Source organism: Cupriavidus necator N-1 (assembly GCF_000219215.1).
Lineage (GTDB): Bacteria > Pseudomonadota > Gammaproteobacteria > Burkholderiales > Burkholderiaceae > Cupriavidus > Cupriavidus necator.
In genome coordinates this window covers 1,039,369-1,057,708 of the sequence record NC_015726.1, presented here as the reverse complement: position 1 = coordinate 1,057,708, position 18,340 = coordinate 1,039,369, and the positions used below count along the sequence as shown (strand labels likewise).

Genomic DNA, 18,340 nt, shown 5'->3' with positions numbered 1-18,340 from the left:
TCCATCGGCCCATGCCGCACTGATGCCGGGGCCTGCCGAGGCCAACGAGGCGCCGCCACCCACCCCGGCGTCCACTGATTCCGTAGCGAGGAGACCACATGGATTTCGAATACAGCCCGAAGGTCAAGGAAATGCAGGCCAAGCTGCTGGCCTTCTTCGACCAGCACATCTACCCGAACGAAAAGCGTTTCGCGGAGGAAATCGACGCCAATCGCCGCGCGGGCAACGCCTGGGTACCGACCAAGGTGATCGAGGAACTGAAGCCGCTGGCGCGTGCAGCCGGGCTGTGGAACCTGTTCCTGCCGCGCTCGCCGCGTGCGCCGCAAGGCCTGTCGAACCTGGAGTACGCCACGCTGTGCGAAATCATGGGCCGGGTGCCCTGGTCGGCCGAGGTCTTCAACTGCGCGGCCCCCGACACCGGCAACATGGAGACGCTGGAGCGCTATGCCTCCGAGGAACTGAAGGACAAGTGGCTCGAGCCGCTGCTGGCCGGCGAGATCCGCTCGGCCTTCCTGATGACCGAGCCGGCCGTGGCCTCGTCGGACGCGACCAATATCGAATGCCGCATCGAGCGCGACGGTGACCACTACGTGATCAACGGCACCAAGTGGTGGTCGTCGGGCGCAGGCGACCCGCGCTGCAAGGTCTACATCGTGATGGGCAAGACCAATCCCGACGCCGGCCGCCATGAGCAGCAGTCGATGATCGTGGTGCCGGCCGATACCGCGGGCATCACCATCAAGCGCTTCCTGCCGGTGTTCGGCTACGACGACGCGCCGCACGGCCATATGGAGATCGAGCTGAAGAACGTGCGCGTGCCGGCTTCGAACATCCTGCTGGGCGAAGGCCGCGGCTTCGAGATCGCGCAGGGCCGCCTGGGCCCGGGCCGCATCCACCACTGCATGCGCAGCATCGGCGTGGCCGAGCGCGCGCTGGAACTGATGTGCAAGCGCGCGCTGTCGCGCGTGGCCTTCGGCAAGCCGGTGTCCAGCCAGGGCGTGACGCAGGAACGCATCGCCGAAGCCCGCTGCGAGATCGAGATGGCGCGCCTGTTGACGCTCAAGGCAGCGTACATGATGGACACCGTGGGCAACAAAGTGGCCAAGGCCGAGATCGCCATGATCAAGGTGATCGCCCCGAACGTGGCGCTGAAGGTGATCGACTGGGCCATCCAGGTCCATGGCGCCGCCGGCGTCTCCAGCGACTTCCCGCTGGCCAACTGGTGGGCGCACCAGCGCACGCTGCGCCTGGCCGACGGCCCGGACGAGGTGCACCGCAACGCCATCGCCAAGCTGGAGCTGGCCAAGCACATGAATCTGAACCCGGACGACATCAGGATGCCGGTGGCACGCGGGTTCTGACCGCCTGGCAACGCCGCGGGGCTTCGGCCCTGCCGGCAGTATGGAAAACGCGCAGCCAGTCTGCGCGTTTTTTTCTTCTGTGCTTAAATCGCCCGGTTCGCCACGTCAGTGGTTGATGTGGCCATCCCCAACGATCGCAGCCAGGAGATCTTTTGCGATGATCGACGTCTACACCTGGGCCACGCCCAACGGCCACAAAGTCCACATCATGCTGGAAGAATGCGGCCTGGAGTACAAGGTCCATCCGATCAATATCGGCGCCGGCGACCAGTTCGGCGAGGACTTCCTGAAGATCAGCCCCAACAACAAGATCCCCGCCATCGTCGACCCCGACGGCCCGGACGGCAAGCCGATCTCGCTGTTCGAATCGGGCGCCATCCTGCTCTACCTGGCCGGCAAGACCGGCAAGTTCCTGCCCGAGGACGTGCGCGGCAAGTACGAGGCGCTGCAGTGGCTGATGTTCCAGATGGGCGGCGTGGGCCCGATGCTGGGCCAGGCGCACCACTTCCGCATGTACGCGCCCGAGAAGATCGAGTACGCGGTCAACCGCTACACCAACGAGGCCAGGCGCCTGTACGGAGTGATCGACACGCAGTTGTCAAAGCACGCCTACCTGGCCGGCGAGCAGTACACCATCGCCGACATCGCCACCTTCCCGTGGCTGCGCAGCTGGCAGAACCAGGGCGTGGACCTGGACGACTACCCGCACCTGAAGCGCTGGTTCAACGAGATCGCAGAGCGCCCCGCGGTCAAGCGCGGCGTGGAGGTGCTGGCCAGCGCGCGCAAGGCGCTGCAGGACGACAAGGCACGCGAGGTGCTGTTCGGCGCCACGCAATACAAGCGGCACTGAGCCTGGTATTGCAGCAGCCGGGACCCTGGCCCCGGCTGCCCCGCCTGGCATCAGGCCGGCGCCAGCGCGTGGCACGCAACGGCATATCCGTCCGCGCGCCGGCCGCCGCGGGCCGCAACGCCAAGGTCCGCGTCATCGCCCGGTCCGAAGCAGCACAGCAGGCCGGTGCCCGGCAACAGCCGGCATGACTCGTGCGGGTCCGGCGCGTAGAGCGTGCCGGGCTGCAGGAAGGCCATGTCCCCGCCGGCCCGCACCAGCGCGCCATGCCAGTGCAGGCCGATGGCGCCGCGGTAGCACAGCGCCCAGCGCAGCCCGCGCGCCTGCAGCCGCTGCGCCCAGTCTTCGCCTGACTGGTCGAGCCGGATGAACTCCGGCCGCATGCCCTGCTCCGGCTGCGGGTCCTGTGCCCGCACCACCTCGGCTGGCAATACGTCCATGCCGGCCATCCCCTCTGCGCCATTGGCCTCGACCGCGGCAATGCCGCCCAGCGCGCAGTGCCATCCGCCCGCAGGCAGCGCCACCGGCCGCGAGGCATCGGCAGGCCCTTGCGGCACGGTGCGCACCAGGATGGTGTCGACCATTGCCTGCACCTGCATCGGCACGCCTGGCGCCGGCGCAAACAGCTCGCCGCCGCCCAGCAGCAGGCAGCCGCGCCCGGGCGACCACAGCCGCAGGCCCCCGCGCAGGCAGCCCCACCATTCATGGCGGTCCGCGGCAAATTCAGCCTGGGTCTCGCCTGCGCAGAGAAAGAAGACGCCAGCCAGCTGCAGGTGGAACAATCGCGCGCGCCCTTCGGCAACCGCCAGCGCGCGGCGATCGAGGCCACCGTGCGCCATATGGCGGAGCTGACCGAGCCCGAGCTGAACCTGATGGCCGCGGTGGCACGGGCGCTGGCGGGCAAGGGCAGCTTCCGCCCGTCGCTGACTCACACCCCCAGCGCCGCATCCGATGCCAAGGGCGACAACAAAGACTAGACGCCCAGCATGCCCTGCCGTTCGATAAAGCGGATCACCTCGTCCAGGCCCTGCCCGGACTTGACGCTGCCCATCACGAACGGCCGGGCGCCGCGCATCTTGCGTGCATCGCTCTCCATCACTTCCAGCGATGCCCCGACGTATGGCGCCAGGTCCGTCTTGTTGATCACCAGCAAGTCGGACTTGGTGATGCCCGGCCCACCCTTTCTCGGAATCTTCTCACCGCCGGCTACGTCGATGACGTAGATCGTCAAATCAGAAAGTTCTGGACTGAAGGTGGCGGCGAGGTTGTCGCCGCCGGACTCGATGAAGACCACGTCAGCATCCGGGAAGCGCGCCAGCATGCGGTCCACCGCCTCCAGGTTGATCGAGGCGTCTTCGCGGATCGCGGTGTGCGGACAGCCGCCCGTTTCCACGCCCATGATGCGTTCCGCCGGCAGCGCGCCGGAGATCGTCAGGAGGCGCTGGTCTTCCTTGGTGTAGATGTCGTTGGTGATGGCGACCAGGTCATAGCGGTCGCGCATCGCCTTGCACAGCATCTCCAGCAGCGTGGTCTTGCCGGAGCCAACCGGGCCGCCGACGCCGACGCGCAGCGGAGGGTTCTTCTTGGTACGGGCCTGGGTCATGGTGCGGTATGAGTTCAGGATCGGAACAGCCGGGAGTACTGCGTTTCGTGGCGCGCGGAAAGCAGGCCCAGCATCGGGGAAAAGGTGGAGAGTTGCGGCGGCGTGGCTTCGGCGCGGCGCGCGGCTTCATCGACCGTGTCGAGCACCGCGCCGTGCAGGCGCCGCAGCATGTGCTGCCCCGCCACCTGGCCCAGCGGCACCGCCTTGATCGCCGCGGCGACCTGGTTCTCGGCCCAGTTGAAGCAGTAGGCGGCGAGGCCATCGCGCGCCTCGACCTGAAGCGCCACGCATGCCGCAGTGAACGCCGTCGGCAGGCAGACCGGTGACAGCGCCGCCAGCGTCTCGCGTAGCACCGGCGCGCCCCACTCCATCTGCGCAATCAGCCTGGACAGCGACCAGCCCATCTGCTCGGTCTCAAGCCGCAACTCGGAAGTCTCGCGCGTGGCGCGGAACCAGTCGTTCCACGTCCGTACTTGCCCAGCGTCGCCGGCCAGCCAGTGACGATGCAGCAGCAGCCACAGTGGCGCTTCGCATTGCGCCTGCACATGCAGCAGGTTGTCGCGAATCCAGCGTTCGGCGCTCGGCGCATCGTGCACGCTGCCACAATCGATCGCAGCTTCCAGTCCTTGTGAATAGCTGAAGCCGCCGATCGGCAGGGATGGCGATGCCAGATGTAGCAGCGAGATCAGTTGGGGCAGGCCGGTCATGGCACGCAATCAATGCTTGTGTCCGCAATGCTCATCGTGGACATGGTGCGGATCACCGTGATCGTGGGAATGACCATGTCCGTGCGAAGGTCCATGCGAATGCCCGTGGTCGTGCCCATGATGCTCATGAAACACCGCCTGCGCCGCCGCATAGTCCTCCGCAAACGTCGCATCGTGCCCATGCTTGTGCCCGCCGCCATAGGCCCCCGCCTCCGGCTCGAACGGCAGCTCGGCACGCTCGGCGCGCACGCCCAGGCGCTGCAGCATGTCGGCAAGCACCGGGTCGTATTCCAGCCGCAGGTAGTCGCGCCCGATCTCCACCGGCGTATGGCGGTTGCCGAGGTGATAGGCCGCACGCATCAGCGCATGCGGGTCTTGCGCGCGCACTTCCAGCACTGCCTCGGTAGCGGCCTGCACTTCCACGAAGCTGCCGTCTTCAGTCACCAGCAGGTCGCCGCCGCGCAGCACGGTGCCGCGCGGCAGGAACAGCGCGGCTTCGTCGCCGTTGTCGAGCACCGCGCGCAGGCGGCTCTTGCTGCGTTCGGCGAAGGGCAGGACCAGCTTGGGCGCGCGGCGCACCAGCACGGGCGCGATGCCGTGCGGGGCGCTCAGGAGTTTGTCGATCTTCAGCATGGGCGATGCGGGGCGCGGGCGCCGGCCAGTCAGAACAGGAAATAGCGCTGCGCCATGGGCAGCTCGGTGGCGGGCTCGCAGGTCAGCAACTGGCCGTCGGCAACGACCTGGTAGGTCTCCGGATCGACCGTGACATGCGGCTGCCAGTCATTGTGCACCATGTCGCGCTTGCTTACCGTGCGCGTGCCGCGCACCGCCGACAGCGTCTTGGCCAGCCCGTAGCGCTCGCCGATGCCGGCCGCCAGCGCCGCCTGCGACACAAAGGTCAACGACGAACGGTGCAGCGCCCCGCCGGCCGAAGCAAACATCGGCCGGTAGTGCACCGGCTGCGGTGTCGGGATCGACGCATTGGGATCGCCCATCGCGGCCGCGGCAATCATGCCGCCCTTCAGGATCAGGCTGGGCTTGACGCCGAAGAACGCCGGACGCCACAACACCAGGTCGGCCCACTTGCCGACTTCAACCGAGCCCACTTCATGGGCGATGCCGTGCGTCAGCGCCGGGTTGATGGTGTACTTGGCGACATAGCGCTTGACGCGGAAATTGTCGTGCCCGCCGCGCGCATCGTTGGGATCGCCCGGCAGCTTGCCGCGCTGCAGCGCCATCTTGTGCGCGGTCTGCCACGTGCGGATGATGACCTCGCCGACGCGCCCCATGGCCTGCGAGTCGCTGGAGATCATCGAGAACGCGCCCAGGTCGTGCAGGATGTCTTCGGCGGCGATGGTTTCGCGGCGGATGCGGCTTTCGGCAAAGGCAATGTCCTCGGCAATCGACGGGTCCAGGTGGTGGCACACCATCAGCATGTCGAGGTGCTCGTCCAGCGTATTGACCGTGTACGGGCGCGTCGGGTTGGTCGACGACGGCAGCACGTTGGCCTCGCCGCACACCTTGATGATGTCGGGCGCATGGCCGCCGCCCGCGCCTTCGGTGTGGTACGTATGGATGGTGCGGCCCTTGAACGCGGCGATGGTGGCCTCGACAAAGCCGGCTTCGTTGAGCGTGTCGGTATGGATCGCCACCTGGGTGTCGGTCGCGTCCGCCACCGACAGGCAGGTGTCGATCGCCGCCGGCGTGGTGCCCCAGTCCTCGTGCAGTTTCAGGCCGATGGCGCCGGCTTCCACTTGCTCCAGGAGCGGCCCCTGCTGGCTGGCGTTGCCCTTGCCCAGCAGGCCGATATTCATTGGATAGGCATCGGCCGCCTGCAGCATGCGCTCCATATACCACGGCCCCGGCGTCACGGTGGTGGCGAAGGTGCCGGTGGCCGGCCCGGTGCCGCCGCCGATCATGGTGGTGACGCCGCTCATCAGCGCCTCTTCGATCTGCTGCGGGCAGATAAAGTGGATATGGCTGTCGATGCCGCCGGCGGTGACGATCATGCCCTCGCCCGCGATCACCTCGGTGCCCGGTCCGACCACGATGGTCACGCCCGGCTGGATATCCGGATTGCCGGCCTTGCCGATCGCCGCGATGCGCCCGCCCTTCAGGCCGATATCGGCCTTGACAATACCCCAGTGGTCAACGATCAGCGCATTGGTGATGACGGTGTCGACGCAGTCCTTCGCCATGCGCTGGCTCTGCCCCATGCCGTCGCGGATCACCTTGCCGCCGCCGAACTTCACTTCCTCGCCATAGATGGTGAAGTCTTTCTCGACCTCGATGATAAGCCCAGTATCGGCCAGCCGCAGGCGGTCGCCGGTGGTCGGGCCGAACATCTCGGCATAGGCCTGCCTGGAGATCTTTGCCATCACAGCGCTCCCATGATCTTGCCGTTGAAGCCGTAGACGATGCGGTCGCCGTCCAGTGCCACCAGTTCCACCGTGCGCGTCTGGCCGGGCTCGAAGCGCACCGCGGTGCCGGCGGCAATATTCAGCCGGAAGCCGCGTGCGGCTTCGCGGTCGAACGCGAGCGCGGTGTTGGTCTCGTAGAAATGGAAGTGCGAGCCGACCTGGATTGGCCGGTCGCCGGTATTGGCCACCGTCACGCTGACCGTGGTGCGGCCGGCATTCAGTTCGATCTCGCCGTCGGCGGGCATCAGTTCACCGGGGATCATGGCGATTCTCCTCAGGCCACCAGCAGGCTGGCGCCGTACAGCGCCACGCCGGCACCGGCCGCGCGGGCCAGCCAGCCGGCATGGCGGCGCAACAGCGTGCCGGCGCCGATGCCCAGCAGGTGCAGCGCCATGGTGGCGGCGGCAAACCCGCCTACGTATGCGAGTACCGCAGGCAGCGCGCCAGCGGTGGCGGGAAGTTCGGCCCCGTGGGCATAGCCGTGGAACACGGCAAAGCTGCCGACCAGCAGCGTACCGGCCCACGCCGGCAGCTTCGCGCGCAGCGCCAGCAGCAACCCGATCACCAGCAATGAGGCCGCGATCATCGGTTCGACTGCGGGCAGCGCCACACCGGACAGGCCGATTGCAGCCCCCACCAGCATCAGCGCCACGAAGGCCAGCGGCAGGCGCAGCGTATCGGCAGCCGAGCGGGCAATCAAGGCGCTCCACACGCCCACCGCCGCCATCGCCAGCAAATGGTCGGCGCCGGTGAAGGGGTGCGCCAGGCCGGCCCACAGGCTGGCACTGACGGTGGCGGCATCGTGGCCTGGATGTGCCAGGGCGGCGCCGGCGGCAACGGTCAGGGAAGTGCCCAGGGCAAGACGCAGGCAGGCGGTACGGTTCATGTCGGCTCTCGGGTTGGTCTTGTTATCGTGGTCAAAATCGGGGAACGGTCATGTTCAGACAATGGGATGGTGGACGGTCACCAGCTTGGTGCCGTCCGGAAAAGTGGCCTCCACCTGGATCTCGGGGATCATCTCGGCCACGCCATCCATCACGTCCTCGCGGCTCAGCACGGTGGTGCCCTCATGCATCAACTCGGCCACGGTGCGGCCATCGCGCGCGCCTTCCATGATGGCGGCGGTGATCAGCGCCACCGCTTCCGGGTAGTTCAGCTTCAGCCCGCGTGCCTTGCGCCGCTCGGCCAGCAGAGCGGCGGTGAAGATCAGCAGCTTGTCTTTCTCTCGCGGCGTCAGTTCCATCTCTTGTTCCTGGTTCTTGGGTTCGATTGTCTCTGTTGGCGGCCTACGTGGCCCACAGCCGCAGCGGCCGCGCCGCGACACCGTGGATCGGCATGCGCAGCGCCTGCCAGCTGTCGACCATGACGTGGCGCACGGCTTCCATCTGCCGGCCCAGCACGCGCAGCAGCAGCATCGACTGGCCGTTGGCGGCCAGGCAGGTCACGCCGGCGCGCAGCTCCGGCCGATAGGGCAGCTGTTCGGCCAGCGCTTCGGCCAGTTCCTGCGTCGCGCCCTCGCCTACCGCCCACAGCGTGCCCAGCACATTGAGTCCGTCGAGCCCGGCCACCGCGGTGCGCAGTGGCGACGCGGCCTCAAGATGCGATTGTTCGATCCACAGCGCGCGTTCACCGGCGCCGATGCGGGTATCCAGCCACAGCGCGCCGCTGGCCCACTGCTCGCCAGATGCCTGCCGGCCCAGCACCACCGCATCCCAGCCGATCGCGCTGCCGCCGGGCGCGACGTCGAGCACGGTCGAAATCCGCGCACGGGCGTCGTCGAAGACGATGTTCTCCTGCGGCAGCCAGTCCAGCCGCGCGCCTGCGCCCACCGACAGGCGCACATGCTGCGCCGCCTCGCGGCCAAGCGACTTGTACCACTTGGTGGCGCCCGGCGTGGCCAGCACGGCGTGCGCGCCAGCCTCCACTGTCACGTCGATATCCAGGCTGTCGCCGCCTGCCACGCCCGCTGGCGGATGCAGGATCACCGCATGGCAGATGCCTCCTTCCGGGTACAGCGGCTTCTGCACCAGCAGCGGCCCCTGGTGGCGCCGCTCGGTCAGCGCGGTGCGTTCGCCGCGCTGCGCAAAGCGCAGCCGCAGGGTGGCCTGCCATGCGGCGGGCACGGCGAGGGCGGAAGGAAAATCGGGATGGCGCATGGCAAGGACAGCCGGCGGTGGGGACGCGCGCGAGGGCGGGAGTTGCAAGCAATCATAGCGCGCTGTCCGCCTTGGCGGAAGCAGCGTATGGCCCACAAATCCCGGCGCTGCCGCGCAGCCGCCCTACACGGCGATCAGCTCCCGCACGCCGTCCTGCTCCATGCTGGCGCCGGCACCCCGCGCCACCACTTCGCCGCGGCTCATCACCACGTAGTGGTCGGCAATATGCCGCGCGAACTCGTAGTACTGCTCGACCAGCAGCACTGTCATGCCGAACTCGTCAACCAGCAGGCGCAGCGCCCGGCCGATGTCCTGGATGATGGAAGGCTGGATGCCCTCGGTGGGCTCGTCCAGGATCAGCAGGCCCGGCTCGCTCATCAGCGCGCGCCCGATCGCCAGTTGCTGCTGCTGGCCGCCGGACAGGTCGCCGCCGCGGCGCAGCCGCATGGTGCGCAGCACCGGGAACAACTGGTAGATCCGGTCCGGCACGCCGGACGGCCGCGCCCGGCTGGCGGCGCCGATCAGCAGGTTTTCTTCCACCGTCAGCCGCGGGAAGATCTCCCGGCCCTGCGGCACATAGGCCAGCCCGGCAGACACGCGTTCATACGGCGCCTTCTTCTCCAGCGCCTGCCCTTCCCATTGGATGCTGCCGCTGCGCGTGGGCACCACGCCCATCAGGCACTTGAGCAGCGTGCTCTTGCCCACGCCATTGCGGCCCAGCAGCGTGGTCAGCTTGCCGGCGGGCACGTCGAAGCTGACATTGCGCAGGATATGGCTGCCGCCGTAGAACTGGTTCAGTGCATTGACCTGCAGCATGCTTATCTTCCCAGGTAGGATTCGATCACGCGCTCGTCGCGCTTGACGCTGTCGAGCGTGCCTTCGGCCAGCACGCTGCCCTCGGCCAGCACCGTGACCTGGCCGGCATCGCCTGCGAGCGCGGCGACGAACTCCATGTCGTGCTCGACCACCATCATCGAGCAGCTGCCGCGCAGGCCGTTGAGCAGCGCCGCCAGCTGCATGGTCTCTTCATCGGTCATGCCGGCCACCGGCTCGTCCAGCAACAGCAGCTGCGGCTGCTGCATCAGCAGCATGCCGATCTCCAGGCGCTGCTTCTGCCCGTGCGACAGCAGCCCGGCGGGCCGGTAGGCCTCGGCCTCCAGTCCGGTCAGCGCCAGCGTTTCCTCGATGCGGCGATGCCCCTCTGCCGTCAGCCGCGCGCGCAGCGACGACCACCAGCGCTTGTCGGCCTTCATCGCCAGTTCCAGGTTCTCCCACACCGCGTGCTGCTCGAATACCGTCGGCTTCTGGAACTTGCGGCCGATGCCCACCTGCGCGATGCGCGGCTCGGTCATCCGCATCAGGTCGATGGTCTGGCCCAGGAACACGCGCCCGCTGACATTGGCATTGCGCGGCCCGGTCTTGCCGGTGATGACATCCATCATCGTGGTCTTGCCGGCACCGTTGGGGCCGATCACGCAGCGCAGCTCGCCATGGTCGATCGACAAGGTCAGCTTGTTCAGCGCGCGGAAGCCGTCGAACTGCACCGTCAGGTCTTCCAGGTACAGGATCGGCCCGTGCGAGACATCGATGGTGCCAGGCTCGACAATGCGGCCCAGGCCGGTGGCATCGCCACTTTCGGCCTGGCCGTGCTGGAGTGCGGCATTCATGCTTCACCTCCGGTGCGGCCTGCCACGGCAGGCGCGGAAACAGGGTCTGCAGCGGCTGGCGGTGCGGCCGCACGCCGCTCGCGCAGCCGGTTCCACAGCCCGGTCACGCCATCGGGCAGGTACAAGGTCACCAGCACGAACATCGCACCCAGCAGGAACAGCCAGTATTCGGCGAAGTGGGCGGTGAACAGGGTCTTGGCGCCATTGACCAGGAATGCGCCGATCACCGGCCCGATCAGCGTGCCGCGCCCGCCCACGGCAACCCACACCGCCATCTCGATCGAGTTGCCGGGCGACATCTCGCCAGGGTTGATGATGCCCACCTGCGGCACATACAGCGCACCCGCGATGCCGCACAGCACTGCCGAGAAAGTCCACACGAACAGCTTGTAGCCCAGCGGGTTGTAGCCGGAGAACATCACCCGCATCTCGGCATCGCGCACTGCGGTGACCACGCGCCCGAGCTTGGACGTGACGATGTAGCGGCAGGCGATGAAGCCCGCCAGCAGCGCCAGGAAGGTCAGCACGAACAGCGCCGTGCGCGTCTGCGGCGCCGCAATCGCAAAGCCGGCAATGCGCTTGAAGTCCGTGAAGCCGTTGTTGCCGCCGAAACCGGTCTCGTTGCGGAAGAACAGCAGCATCGCCGCATACGTCATCGCCTGCGTGATGATCGACAGGTACACGCCCTTGATGCGCGAGCGGAAGGCAAAGAAGCCGAACAGCCACGCCAGCACGCCCGGCACCAGCACCACCAGCAGCAGCGCGTAGCCCAGGTGCTCAGTGCCGTGCCAGAACCAGGGCAGCTCCTTCCAGTCGAGAAACACCATGAAGTCCGGCAGCTCGCTCTTGTACACGCCCTCGCGCCCGATCGCCCGCATCAGGTACATGCCCATGGCGTAGCCGCCCAGCGCGAAGAACAGCCCGTGGCCCAGGCTCAGGATGCCGCAGTAGCCCCACACCAGGTCCAGCGCGATCGCGGCCAGCGCAAAGCACATGATCTTGCCGACCAGCGTCAGCGCATAGGCCGACAGGTGCAGCGGATGGCCCTCCGGCAACACCAGCGCGCACACCGGCACGCCGATGCCGACGATCACCGCCAGCGCCGCCAGCGCCATCCAGCCGCGCCGCGAGAACAGCGCCTGGCGCTCAGGCACGCCAAGCCGGAACGGGGTAGCGGAAGAATTCGATTGGAATCGCTGCATCATGCCTCCGCGCTGCGCCCCTTGAGCGCGAAAAGTCCCTGCGGCCGCTTCTGGATAAACAGCACGATCAGCACCAGGACAAAGATCTTGGCCAGCACCGCGCCATAGAAGGGCTCGATGAACTTGTTGATGATGCCCAGCCCGAAAGCGCCGACGATGGTGCCCGCCAGCTGCCCCACCCCGCCCAGCACCACCACCATGAAGGAATCGATGATGTAGGCCTGGCCCAGGTCGGGACCGACATTGCCGATCTGCGACAGCGCGCAGCCGCCCAGCCCGGCAATGCCGGCGCCAAAGGCAAAGGCGTAGCTGTCGACCTTCCAGGTGCGCACGCCGACGCAGGCCGCCATGGTGCGGTTCTGCGTGGTGGCGCGCACGAACAGCCCGAGCCGCGTGCGGTTCAGCACCGCCCACGCCACCGCCACCACCGCCAGCGCGAACAGGATGATGACGATGCGGTTGTAGGGAATCACCAGGCCCGGCATCCACTCGATGCCGCCGCTCATCCACGCCGGGTTGGCCACTTCCACGTTCTGCGCGCCGAACAGCGTGCGCACTGCCTGCATCAGCAGCAGGCTCACGCCGAAGGTGGCCAGCAGCGTTTCCAGCGGGCGGCCGTACAGGTGGCGCAGCACCAGCCGCTCCAGCACGAAGCCCACCACGGCTGCCGCCAGGAACGAGGCCGGCAGCGCCGCCGGCAGGTACCAGTCGAACGCACCCGGCGCGTAGGCGCGGAACAGCGACTGCACCACGTAGGTGGCATAGGCGCCGATCATCAGGAATTCACCGTGCGCCATGTTGATGACGCCGATCAGGCCATAGGTAATGGCCAGCCCCAGCGCGGCCAGCAGCAGCACGCTGCCCAGGCTCAGCCCGGCGAACAGGTTGCCGATCAGCTCGGCGCGGCGCTGGTCGCTGCGCAGCGTGTCCAGCACCTGCTGCGCGGCCAGGCGCACGTCGGCATCGGGCTCGCGGTAGTTGCCGGCACTGTCGCGCTCCACCAGCGGCGCCAGCTTCTGGCGGCTCTGCGGGTTGCTGTCGCTGCCGAGGATGCGGATGGCTTCAAGCCGCGCGTCATGCGCTGCCGGATCGGCCGGCTCGGCCAGCACCAGGTTGGCCCAGATCACGTCCAGGCTGGTGCGCAGGCCGGCATCGGCCTCGTTCTTGCGCGCGGCTTCGACCGCGGCGCGCGAGGCGCTTTCCGGCTGGGCGCGCAGCGTGGCGACCGCCTGCGCACGCACCGCGATGTCGGGTGACTGCAGCAGCAGGCTGCTGGCGGCGCTGTCGACCAGCGCACGCAGGCTGTTGTTCAGGGTCAGGGACTCCAGTTCGTCGGCTTTCACCGCGACCGGCTTGCCGGTAATGGCATCGACGGTCTTGTCGCCGTCCTGGCGCACCATGCCGACCGATGGTGCATATTGCAGCGCGTCGTCCTGCAAGGCTTTCAGGATCGGGCCGGCTTCCGCCGGGGGTGCCTTGGCTAGTGCGGCCAGCGCGGCGGTCTTGGCATCGAAATCGTCTTCGGCCAGCGGCTTCAGGTCGGCCTGCGTCAGCGCCGCGGCCCACGGCGCAGCCGCCAGCAGCAGCGCCGCCAGCAAGGCGCGCAGCCATGGCATGGCCATTGTCGGAAGTAGTTTGGGCATAGTGGCTGGCGCAGTGGCGGCGCTTCAGCGCCTTGTTGTTCTGGGTGTGCGAAAGGGGGCGATGCGCTCCCCTCCCCCGCCTTGCGGGAGAAGGAAGCCATCGTCAGGGGCCGGACTGGCGTCCGCTTACATCACCTTGTCCGGCTTGCCTTCATTACCCGCGATGAACGGGCTCCACGGCTGCGCACGCACCGCCTTCGGCGTCTTCCACACCACCGAGAACTGGCCATCACCCTTCACTTCGCCGATCATCACCGGCTTGTACAGGTGGTGGTTCTCGCCCATGGTCAGGGTGAAGCCGTCCGGTGCCTTGAAGGTCTGGCCGTACATGGCGGCGCGCACCTTGTCGGTGTCGGTGGTGCCGGCCTTCTTCACGGCCTGCGCCCACATGTGAATGCCGACGTAGGTGGCTTCCATCGGATCGTTGGTCACGCGTTTGTCGCCGCCGGGCAGATTGTTGGCCTTGACCCATGCCGCCCACTGCTTGCGGAAGGCATCGTTCTCGGGGTTCTTGACCGACATGAAGTAGTTCCATGCGGCCAGGTGGCCCACCAGCGGCTTGGTATCGATGCCGCGCAGTTCCTCTTCACCCACCGAGAACGCCACCACCGGCACGTCCTTGGCCTTCAGCCCGGCGTTGCCCAGCTCCTTGTAGAACGGCACGTTGGAGTCGCCGTTGATAGTGGAGATCACCGCGGTCTTGCCGCCCTGCGAGAACTTCTTGATATTGGCGACGATGGTCTGGTAGTCGCTGTGGCCGAACGGGGTGTAGACCTCTTCGATGTCCTTGTCGGCCACGCCCTTGCTCTTCAGGAAGGCGCGCAGGATCTTGTTGGTGGTGCGCGGGTAGACGTAGTCCGTGCCCAGCAGGTAGAAGCGCTTGGCGCCGCCGCCTTCCTTACTCATCAGGTATTCCACCGCCGGGATCGCCTGCTGGTTGGGCGCTGCACCGGTGTAGAAGACGTTCTTCGACATCTCTTCGCCTTCATACTGCACCGGGTAGAACAGCAGCGAGTTCAGTTCCTCATAGACCGGGAGCACCGACTTGCGCGACACCGAGGTCCAGCAGCCGAAGGTCACTGCGACCTTGTCCTTGGTGATCAGCTGGCGCGCCTTTTCCGCGAACAGCGGCCAGTTCGAGGCCGGGTCCACCACCACCGGCTCCAGCTTGCGTCCCAGCACGCCGCCGCTCTTGTTGATCTCATCAATGGTCATCAGGGCCACGTCCTTCAGCGACGTCTCCGAAATGGCCATGGTGCCGGACAGCGAATGCAGGATGCCGACCTTGATCGGCTCCTTGGACTGCGCCAGCGCCAGCGGGCTGGTACCGATCATCGCCGCGGCGGCTATCGCCGACAGCTTCAGCATGTCACGTCGTTGCATTTTGCAGCTCCCGTTTATGGTGTTGGTCAGGGACTACGCTCCCCGGGTGATGCTTCTGCAACTAGCGTGCCATGGAGGCAAACGGCCTGATACCCACCGCGCCGGCGGCAGACGGCCTGCTGGCGCGGCGCGCAGGCGCTACCGCTGCCGGCGATCGCGTATCCGCACCAGGGCAGTGCGGGCGGCGCGCGCACCACTCCCGTGCATCGGTGCAATTCCGTGCGGGCGGCATGCGAAAGGCGCCAGGCGCTGCGCGCCCCGCACCAGGGCCGGGCACCATGCCCCAAGGCTGGCATGGGCAAAAAAAAGGGCCCCTTCCGGGGCCCCGCTTTCGATGCCAGGACGCTGGGTCCTTACATCACCATCATGTTGGCGTTCAGGTTGTGCATGATCCACAGCGAACCCGCCACCACGATCACCAGGATCAGCGCGGTGAACAGCAGCGCGATCACGTTGCTGCGCTGCTCAGACGACGTGTCCAGGTGCAGGAAGTACTTCAGGTGGACCAGCATCTGGACCACGGCCATGCCGAGGATGATCCAGAGGATGGTGCCCTTGTCCATGCTGCCGTCCATCACAAGCTTAAACGGGATCACGGTCAGGATCACGGCCAGGATGAAGCCGATCGCGTACGACTTGAAGCTGGCGTGGGTGTCGTGGCCCGCGTGCGAATCGTGCGAGTCGTGGGCGCCGTGCGCCGCCGGTGCGTTGTGTTGTGCCATCACAGATGTCCCATCAGGTAGACCACGGTAAACACGCCGATCCAGACCACGTCCAGGAAGTGCCAGAACAGCGACAGGCAGGTCAGGCGCTTGGTCAGGGTCGGGGTGATGCCCTTCTTCGACAGTTGCCACATCAGCACGATCATCCACAGCATGCCGCTGGCAACGTGCAGGCCGTGGGTGCCGACCAGGGTGAAGAATGACGACAGGAACGCGCTGCGGCCCGGGCCGGCACCTTCGGCGATCAGGTGATGGAACTCGTTGATTTCCATCGCCATGAAGGCCAGGCCCAGCAGGAACGTGACGCCGAGCCACACCTGCACGCGGCTCAGGCTGCGGTTCTGCAGCGAGATCATCGCCATGCCGTACGTGATCGAGGAGAACAGCAGGATGAAGGTCTCCACCAGCACGTAGTTGAGCTCGAACAGCTCCTTCGCCGACGGGCCGCCTGCCAGCTCGCCGCGCAGCACGGCGAAAGCCGCGAACAGTCCGGCGAAGATGATGCAGTCGCTCATCAGGTAGATCCAGAAGCCATACACCGTATTGGCACTGGTATCGTGGTGCGCATGGTCATGGCCGTGCGCGTCGGCGTGAGCCGAGGCGCCTGCCTGCGCGGGGATGCGGTCTAGAACTTGAGTCGACATGGTTCTCAGGCTTGCGAAGCAATGCGCTGCAGTTGGCGCGTTTCGATCTGCTCGACCTCGGTGGCCGGCACGTAGTAGTCGATGTGGTCGTCGTTGCTGCGGTGGATGAACGCCCAGATCATGCCCACCAGGCCAACCGCGGCCATCCACCAGATATGCCAGGTCAGGGCAAAGCCGAACACCAGGCTGAAGGCGCCGATGATGAAGCCCGCGCCCGTGTTCTTGGGCATGTGGATCTTCTCGTAGCCTTCGGTCGGCAGGGTCTCGCCGCGGGCCTTCATGTCGGCGAACGCGTCCAGGTCACGCACCACAGGGGTGTGCGCGAAGTTGTAGAACGGCGGCGGCGACGAGGTGGCCCACTCCAGGGTGCGGCCGCCCCACGGGTCGCCGGTCACGTCGGCCAGCTTCTTGCGGTCGCGGATCGACACCACGATCTGCAGCACCTGGAAGAAGATGCCCAGCGCCACGAACACCACGCCGACCACGGCCAGGTACAGCCACGGCGTCCAGGCCGGGTTGTCGGTGTGGTTCAGGCGGCGGGTCATGCCCATCAGGCCCAGCACGTACAGCGGCATGAAGGCGAAGTAGAAGCCCACCAGCCAGCACCAGAAGGCGTACTTGCCCAGGCGCTCGTTCAGCTTGAAGCCGAACGCCTTCGGCCACCAGTAGGTGATGCCGGCCAGGTAGCCGAACAGCACGCCGCCGATGATCACGTTGTGGAAGTGGGCGATCAGGAACAGGCTGTTGTGCAGCACGAAGTCAGCAGCCGGCACGGCCATCAGCACGCCGGTCATGCCGCCGATCACGAAGGTGATCATGAAGCCCAGCGTCCACAGCACCGGCGTGGTCATCTGGACCCGGCCGCGGTACATGGTGAACAGCCAGTTGAAGATCTTCACCCCGGTCGGGATGGAGATGATCATGGTGGTGATGCCGAAGAACGCGTTGACGTTGGCGCCCGAACCCATCGTGAAGAAGTGGTGCAGCCACACGATGAACGACAGCACCATGATGGCGGCGGTCGCGTACACCATGCCCTTGTAGCCGAACAGCTTCTTGCCCGAGAACGTGGCGATCACTTCAGAGAAGATGCCGAACGCCGGCAGGATCAGGATGTACACCTCGGGGTGGCCCCAGATCCAGATCAGGTTCACGTACATCATGGCATTGCCGCCACCATCGTTCGTGAAGAAGTGCATGCCGAGGTAGCGGTCCAGGCCCAGCAGCGCCAGGGTCACGGTCAGCACCGGGAAGGCGGCCACGATCAGCACGTTGGTGCACAGCGCGGTCCAGGTGAACACCGGCATGCGCATCAGGGTCATGCCCGGGGCGCGCATGCGCAGGATCGTCACCAGGAAGTTCACGCCGGTCAGCAGCGTGCCCAGGCCTGAGATCTGCAAGCTCCACAGGTAGTAGTCCACGCCCACGCCCGGGCTGAAGTCCAGGCCCGACAGCGGCGGGTAGGCCAGCCAGCCGGTCTTGGCGAATTCACCGACGCCCAGCGAGATATTGACCAGCATGGCGCCCGCGACGAACAGCCAGAACGAGAGCGTGTTCAGGAACGGGAAGGCCACGTCGCGCGCGCCGATCTGCAGCGGCACGACCAGGTTCATCAGGCCGGTCATGAGCGGCATGGCCACGAAGAAGATCATGATCACGCCGTGGGCGGTGAAGATCTGGTCGTAGTGCTCAGGCGGCAGCACGCCGGTCGCGCCATTGGTGGCGAGCGCCAGCTGGGCGCGCATCATGATCGCGTCGGAAAAGCCGCGCAGCAGCATGATCAGGGCGACCAGGCAGTACATCACGCCGATCTTCTTGTGGTCGACCGAGGTGAACCACTCGTTCCAGAGGTAGCCCCACTTCTTGAAATAGGTGATCGCGCCTAGCAGCGCGGCCCCGCCCACGGCGACGCCGGCCAGAACGACCATGATGATCGGCTCATGAAACGGAATCGCCGACAAACTCAACTTGCCAAACATCATTGC

At 66.7% G+C, this 18,340-nt stretch carries 20 protein-coding genes; 3 read left to right on the top strand and 17 right to left on the bottom strand.

What is annotated here, in order from left to right; genetic code table 11:
* The first annotated feature begins 98 nt into the window (after window positions 1-98).
* Window positions 99-1,361 carry an acyl-CoA dehydrogenase family protein gene (locus CNE_RS05030; protein ID WP_013956051.1) on the top strand — a complete coding sequence of 421 codons (1,263 nt, stop codon included), beginning with the start codon at window positions 99-101 and terminating at the stop codon, window positions 1,359-1,361.
* Between the two features lie 157 nt (window positions 1,362-1,518).
* On the top strand, window positions 1,519-2,211 hold the full coding sequence (locus CNE_RS05025; protein WP_013956050.1) for a glutathione binding-like protein: 693 nt from the start codon (window positions 1,519-1,521) through the stop codon (window positions 2,209-2,211).
* Window positions 2,212-2,261: 50 nt separating this feature from the next.
* On the opposite strand, the gene CNE_RS05020 is transcribed toward CNE_RS05025, so the two are convergent.
* On the bottom strand, window positions 2,262-2,990 hold the full coding sequence (locus CNE_RS05020) for a hypothetical protein (RefSeq protein ID WP_238553051.1): 729 nt from the start codon (window positions 2,988-2,990) through the stop codon (window positions 2,262-2,264).
* On the opposite strand from CNE_RS05020, the gene CNE_RS05015 reads away from it, so the two are divergent.
* On the top strand, window positions 2,982-3,185 hold the full coding sequence (locus CNE_RS05015; RefSeq protein ID WP_238553046.1) for a hypothetical protein: 204 nt from the start codon (window positions 2,982-2,984) through the stop codon (window positions 3,183-3,185). The two genes, CNE_RS05020 and CNE_RS05015, sit on opposite strands and share 9 nt — an antisense overlap.
* Here the strand turns inward: CNE_RS05015 and ureG are convergent.
* The 16 genes from ureG to cyoB all read right to left on the bottom strand — a co-directional run bounded on the left by ureG (window position 3,182) and on the right by cyoB (window position 18,334).
* Entirely contained in the window at window positions 3,182-3,811 is a 630-nt protein-coding gene (ureG, locus tag CNE_RS05010; RefSeq protein ID WP_013956047.1) for an urease accessory protein UreG, read from the bottom strand. The genes CNE_RS05015 and ureG overlap by 4 nt on opposite strands.
* A 14-nt stretch (window positions 3,812-3,825) precedes the next feature.
* Window positions 3,826-4,518: an urease accessory protein UreF gene (locus tag CNE_RS05005; protein ID WP_013956046.1), complete on the bottom strand. Its 693-nt coding sequence runs from the start codon at window positions 4,516-4,518 to the stop codon at window positions 3,826-3,828.
* Window positions 4,519-4,527: 9 nt separating this feature from the next.
* The gene (gene ureE / locus CNE_RS05000) at window positions 4,528-5,151 is read right to left on the bottom strand and encodes an urease accessory protein UreE (RefSeq protein WP_013956045.1); all 624 of its coding nucleotides are present in this window, start codon (window positions 5,149-5,151) and stop codon (window positions 4,528-4,530) included.
* Between the two features lie 29 nt (window positions 5,152-5,180).
* Window positions 5,181-6,899, bottom strand: coding sequence for an urease subunit alpha (gene ureC, locus CNE_RS04995; RefSeq protein WP_269148705.1), 1,719 nt, complete (start codon window positions 6,897-6,899; stop codon window positions 5,181-5,183).
* On the bottom strand, window positions 6,896-7,201 hold the full coding sequence (locus CNE_RS04990) for an urease subunit beta (RefSeq protein ID WP_013956043.1): 306 nt from the start codon (window positions 7,199-7,201) through the stop codon (window positions 6,896-6,898). The genes ureC and CNE_RS04990 overlap by 4 nt, the downstream gene beginning before the upstream one ends.
* Before the next feature lie 11 nt (window positions 7,202-7,212).
* Window positions 7,213-7,824 (bottom strand): HupE/UreJ family protein, encoded by a 612-nt coding sequence (locus tag CNE_RS04985; protein WP_013956042.1) that lies wholly within the window; start codon window positions 7,822-7,824, stop codon window positions 7,213-7,215.
* A gap of 54 nt (window positions 7,825-7,878) precedes the next feature.
* Window positions 7,879-8,181: an urease subunit gamma gene (locus tag CNE_RS04980; RefSeq protein ID WP_013956041.1), complete on the bottom strand. Its 303-nt coding sequence runs from the start codon at window positions 8,179-8,181 to the stop codon at window positions 7,879-7,881.
* Window positions 8,182-8,224: 43 nt separating this feature from the next.
* Complete coding sequence (locus tag CNE_RS04975; protein WP_013956040.1) at window positions 8,225-9,094, bottom strand: urease accessory protein UreD; 870 nt, start codon at window positions 9,092-9,094, stop codon at window positions 8,225-8,227.
* Between the two features lie 123 nt (window positions 9,095-9,217).
* A complete protein-coding gene (gene urtE, locus CNE_RS04970) occupies window positions 9,218-9,910 on the bottom strand; it encodes an urea ABC transporter ATP-binding subunit UrtE (RefSeq protein ID WP_013956039.1) in 693 nt (230 codons plus the stop codon).
* Window positions 9,911-9,912: 2 nt separating this feature from the next.
* Complete coding sequence (urtD, locus tag CNE_RS04965) at window positions 9,913-10,761, bottom strand: urea ABC transporter ATP-binding protein UrtD (RefSeq protein WP_010809104.1); 849 nt, start codon at window positions 10,759-10,761, stop codon at window positions 9,913-9,915.
* Complete coding sequence (gene urtC / locus CNE_RS04960; RefSeq protein WP_013956038.1) at window positions 10,758-11,963, bottom strand: urea ABC transporter permease subunit UrtC; 1,206 nt, start codon at window positions 11,961-11,963, stop codon at window positions 10,758-10,760. The genes urtD and urtC overlap by 4 nt, the downstream gene beginning before the upstream one ends.
* Window positions 11,963-13,585: an urea ABC transporter permease subunit UrtB gene (urtB, locus tag CNE_RS04955; RefSeq protein WP_041227816.1), complete on the bottom strand. Its 1,623-nt coding sequence runs from the start codon at window positions 13,583-13,585 to the stop codon at window positions 11,963-11,965. Before urtB ends, urtC begins: the two co-directional genes overlap by 1 nt.
* A 147-nt stretch (window positions 13,586-13,732) precedes the next feature.
* Window positions 13,733-14,989, bottom strand: a complete 1,257-nt coding sequence (gene urtA / locus CNE_RS04950; protein WP_013956036.1) for an urea ABC transporter substrate-binding protein — start codon at window positions 14,987-14,989, stop codon at window positions 13,733-13,735.
* A 353-nt stretch (window positions 14,990-15,342) separates the two neighbouring features.
* Window positions 15,343-15,711 carry a cytochrome o ubiquinol oxidase subunit IV gene (cyoD, locus tag CNE_RS04945; RefSeq protein ID WP_013956035.1) on the bottom strand — a complete coding sequence of 123 codons (369 nt, stop codon included), beginning with the start codon at window positions 15,709-15,711 and terminating at the stop codon, window positions 15,343-15,345.
* Window positions 15,711-16,355 carry a cytochrome o ubiquinol oxidase subunit III gene (gene cyoC, locus CNE_RS04940; protein ID WP_013956034.1) on the bottom strand — a complete coding sequence of 215 codons (645 nt, stop codon included), beginning with the start codon at window positions 16,353-16,355 and terminating at the stop codon, window positions 15,711-15,713. Before cyoC ends, cyoD begins: the two co-directional genes overlap by 1 nt.
* A gap of 5 nt (window positions 16,356-16,360) precedes the next feature.
* Complete coding sequence (gene cyoB, locus CNE_RS04935; RefSeq protein WP_013956033.1) at window positions 16,361-18,334, bottom strand: cytochrome o ubiquinol oxidase subunit I; 1,974 nt, start codon at window positions 18,332-18,334, stop codon at window positions 16,361-16,363.
* Window positions 18,335-18,340 lie beyond the last annotated feature (6 nt).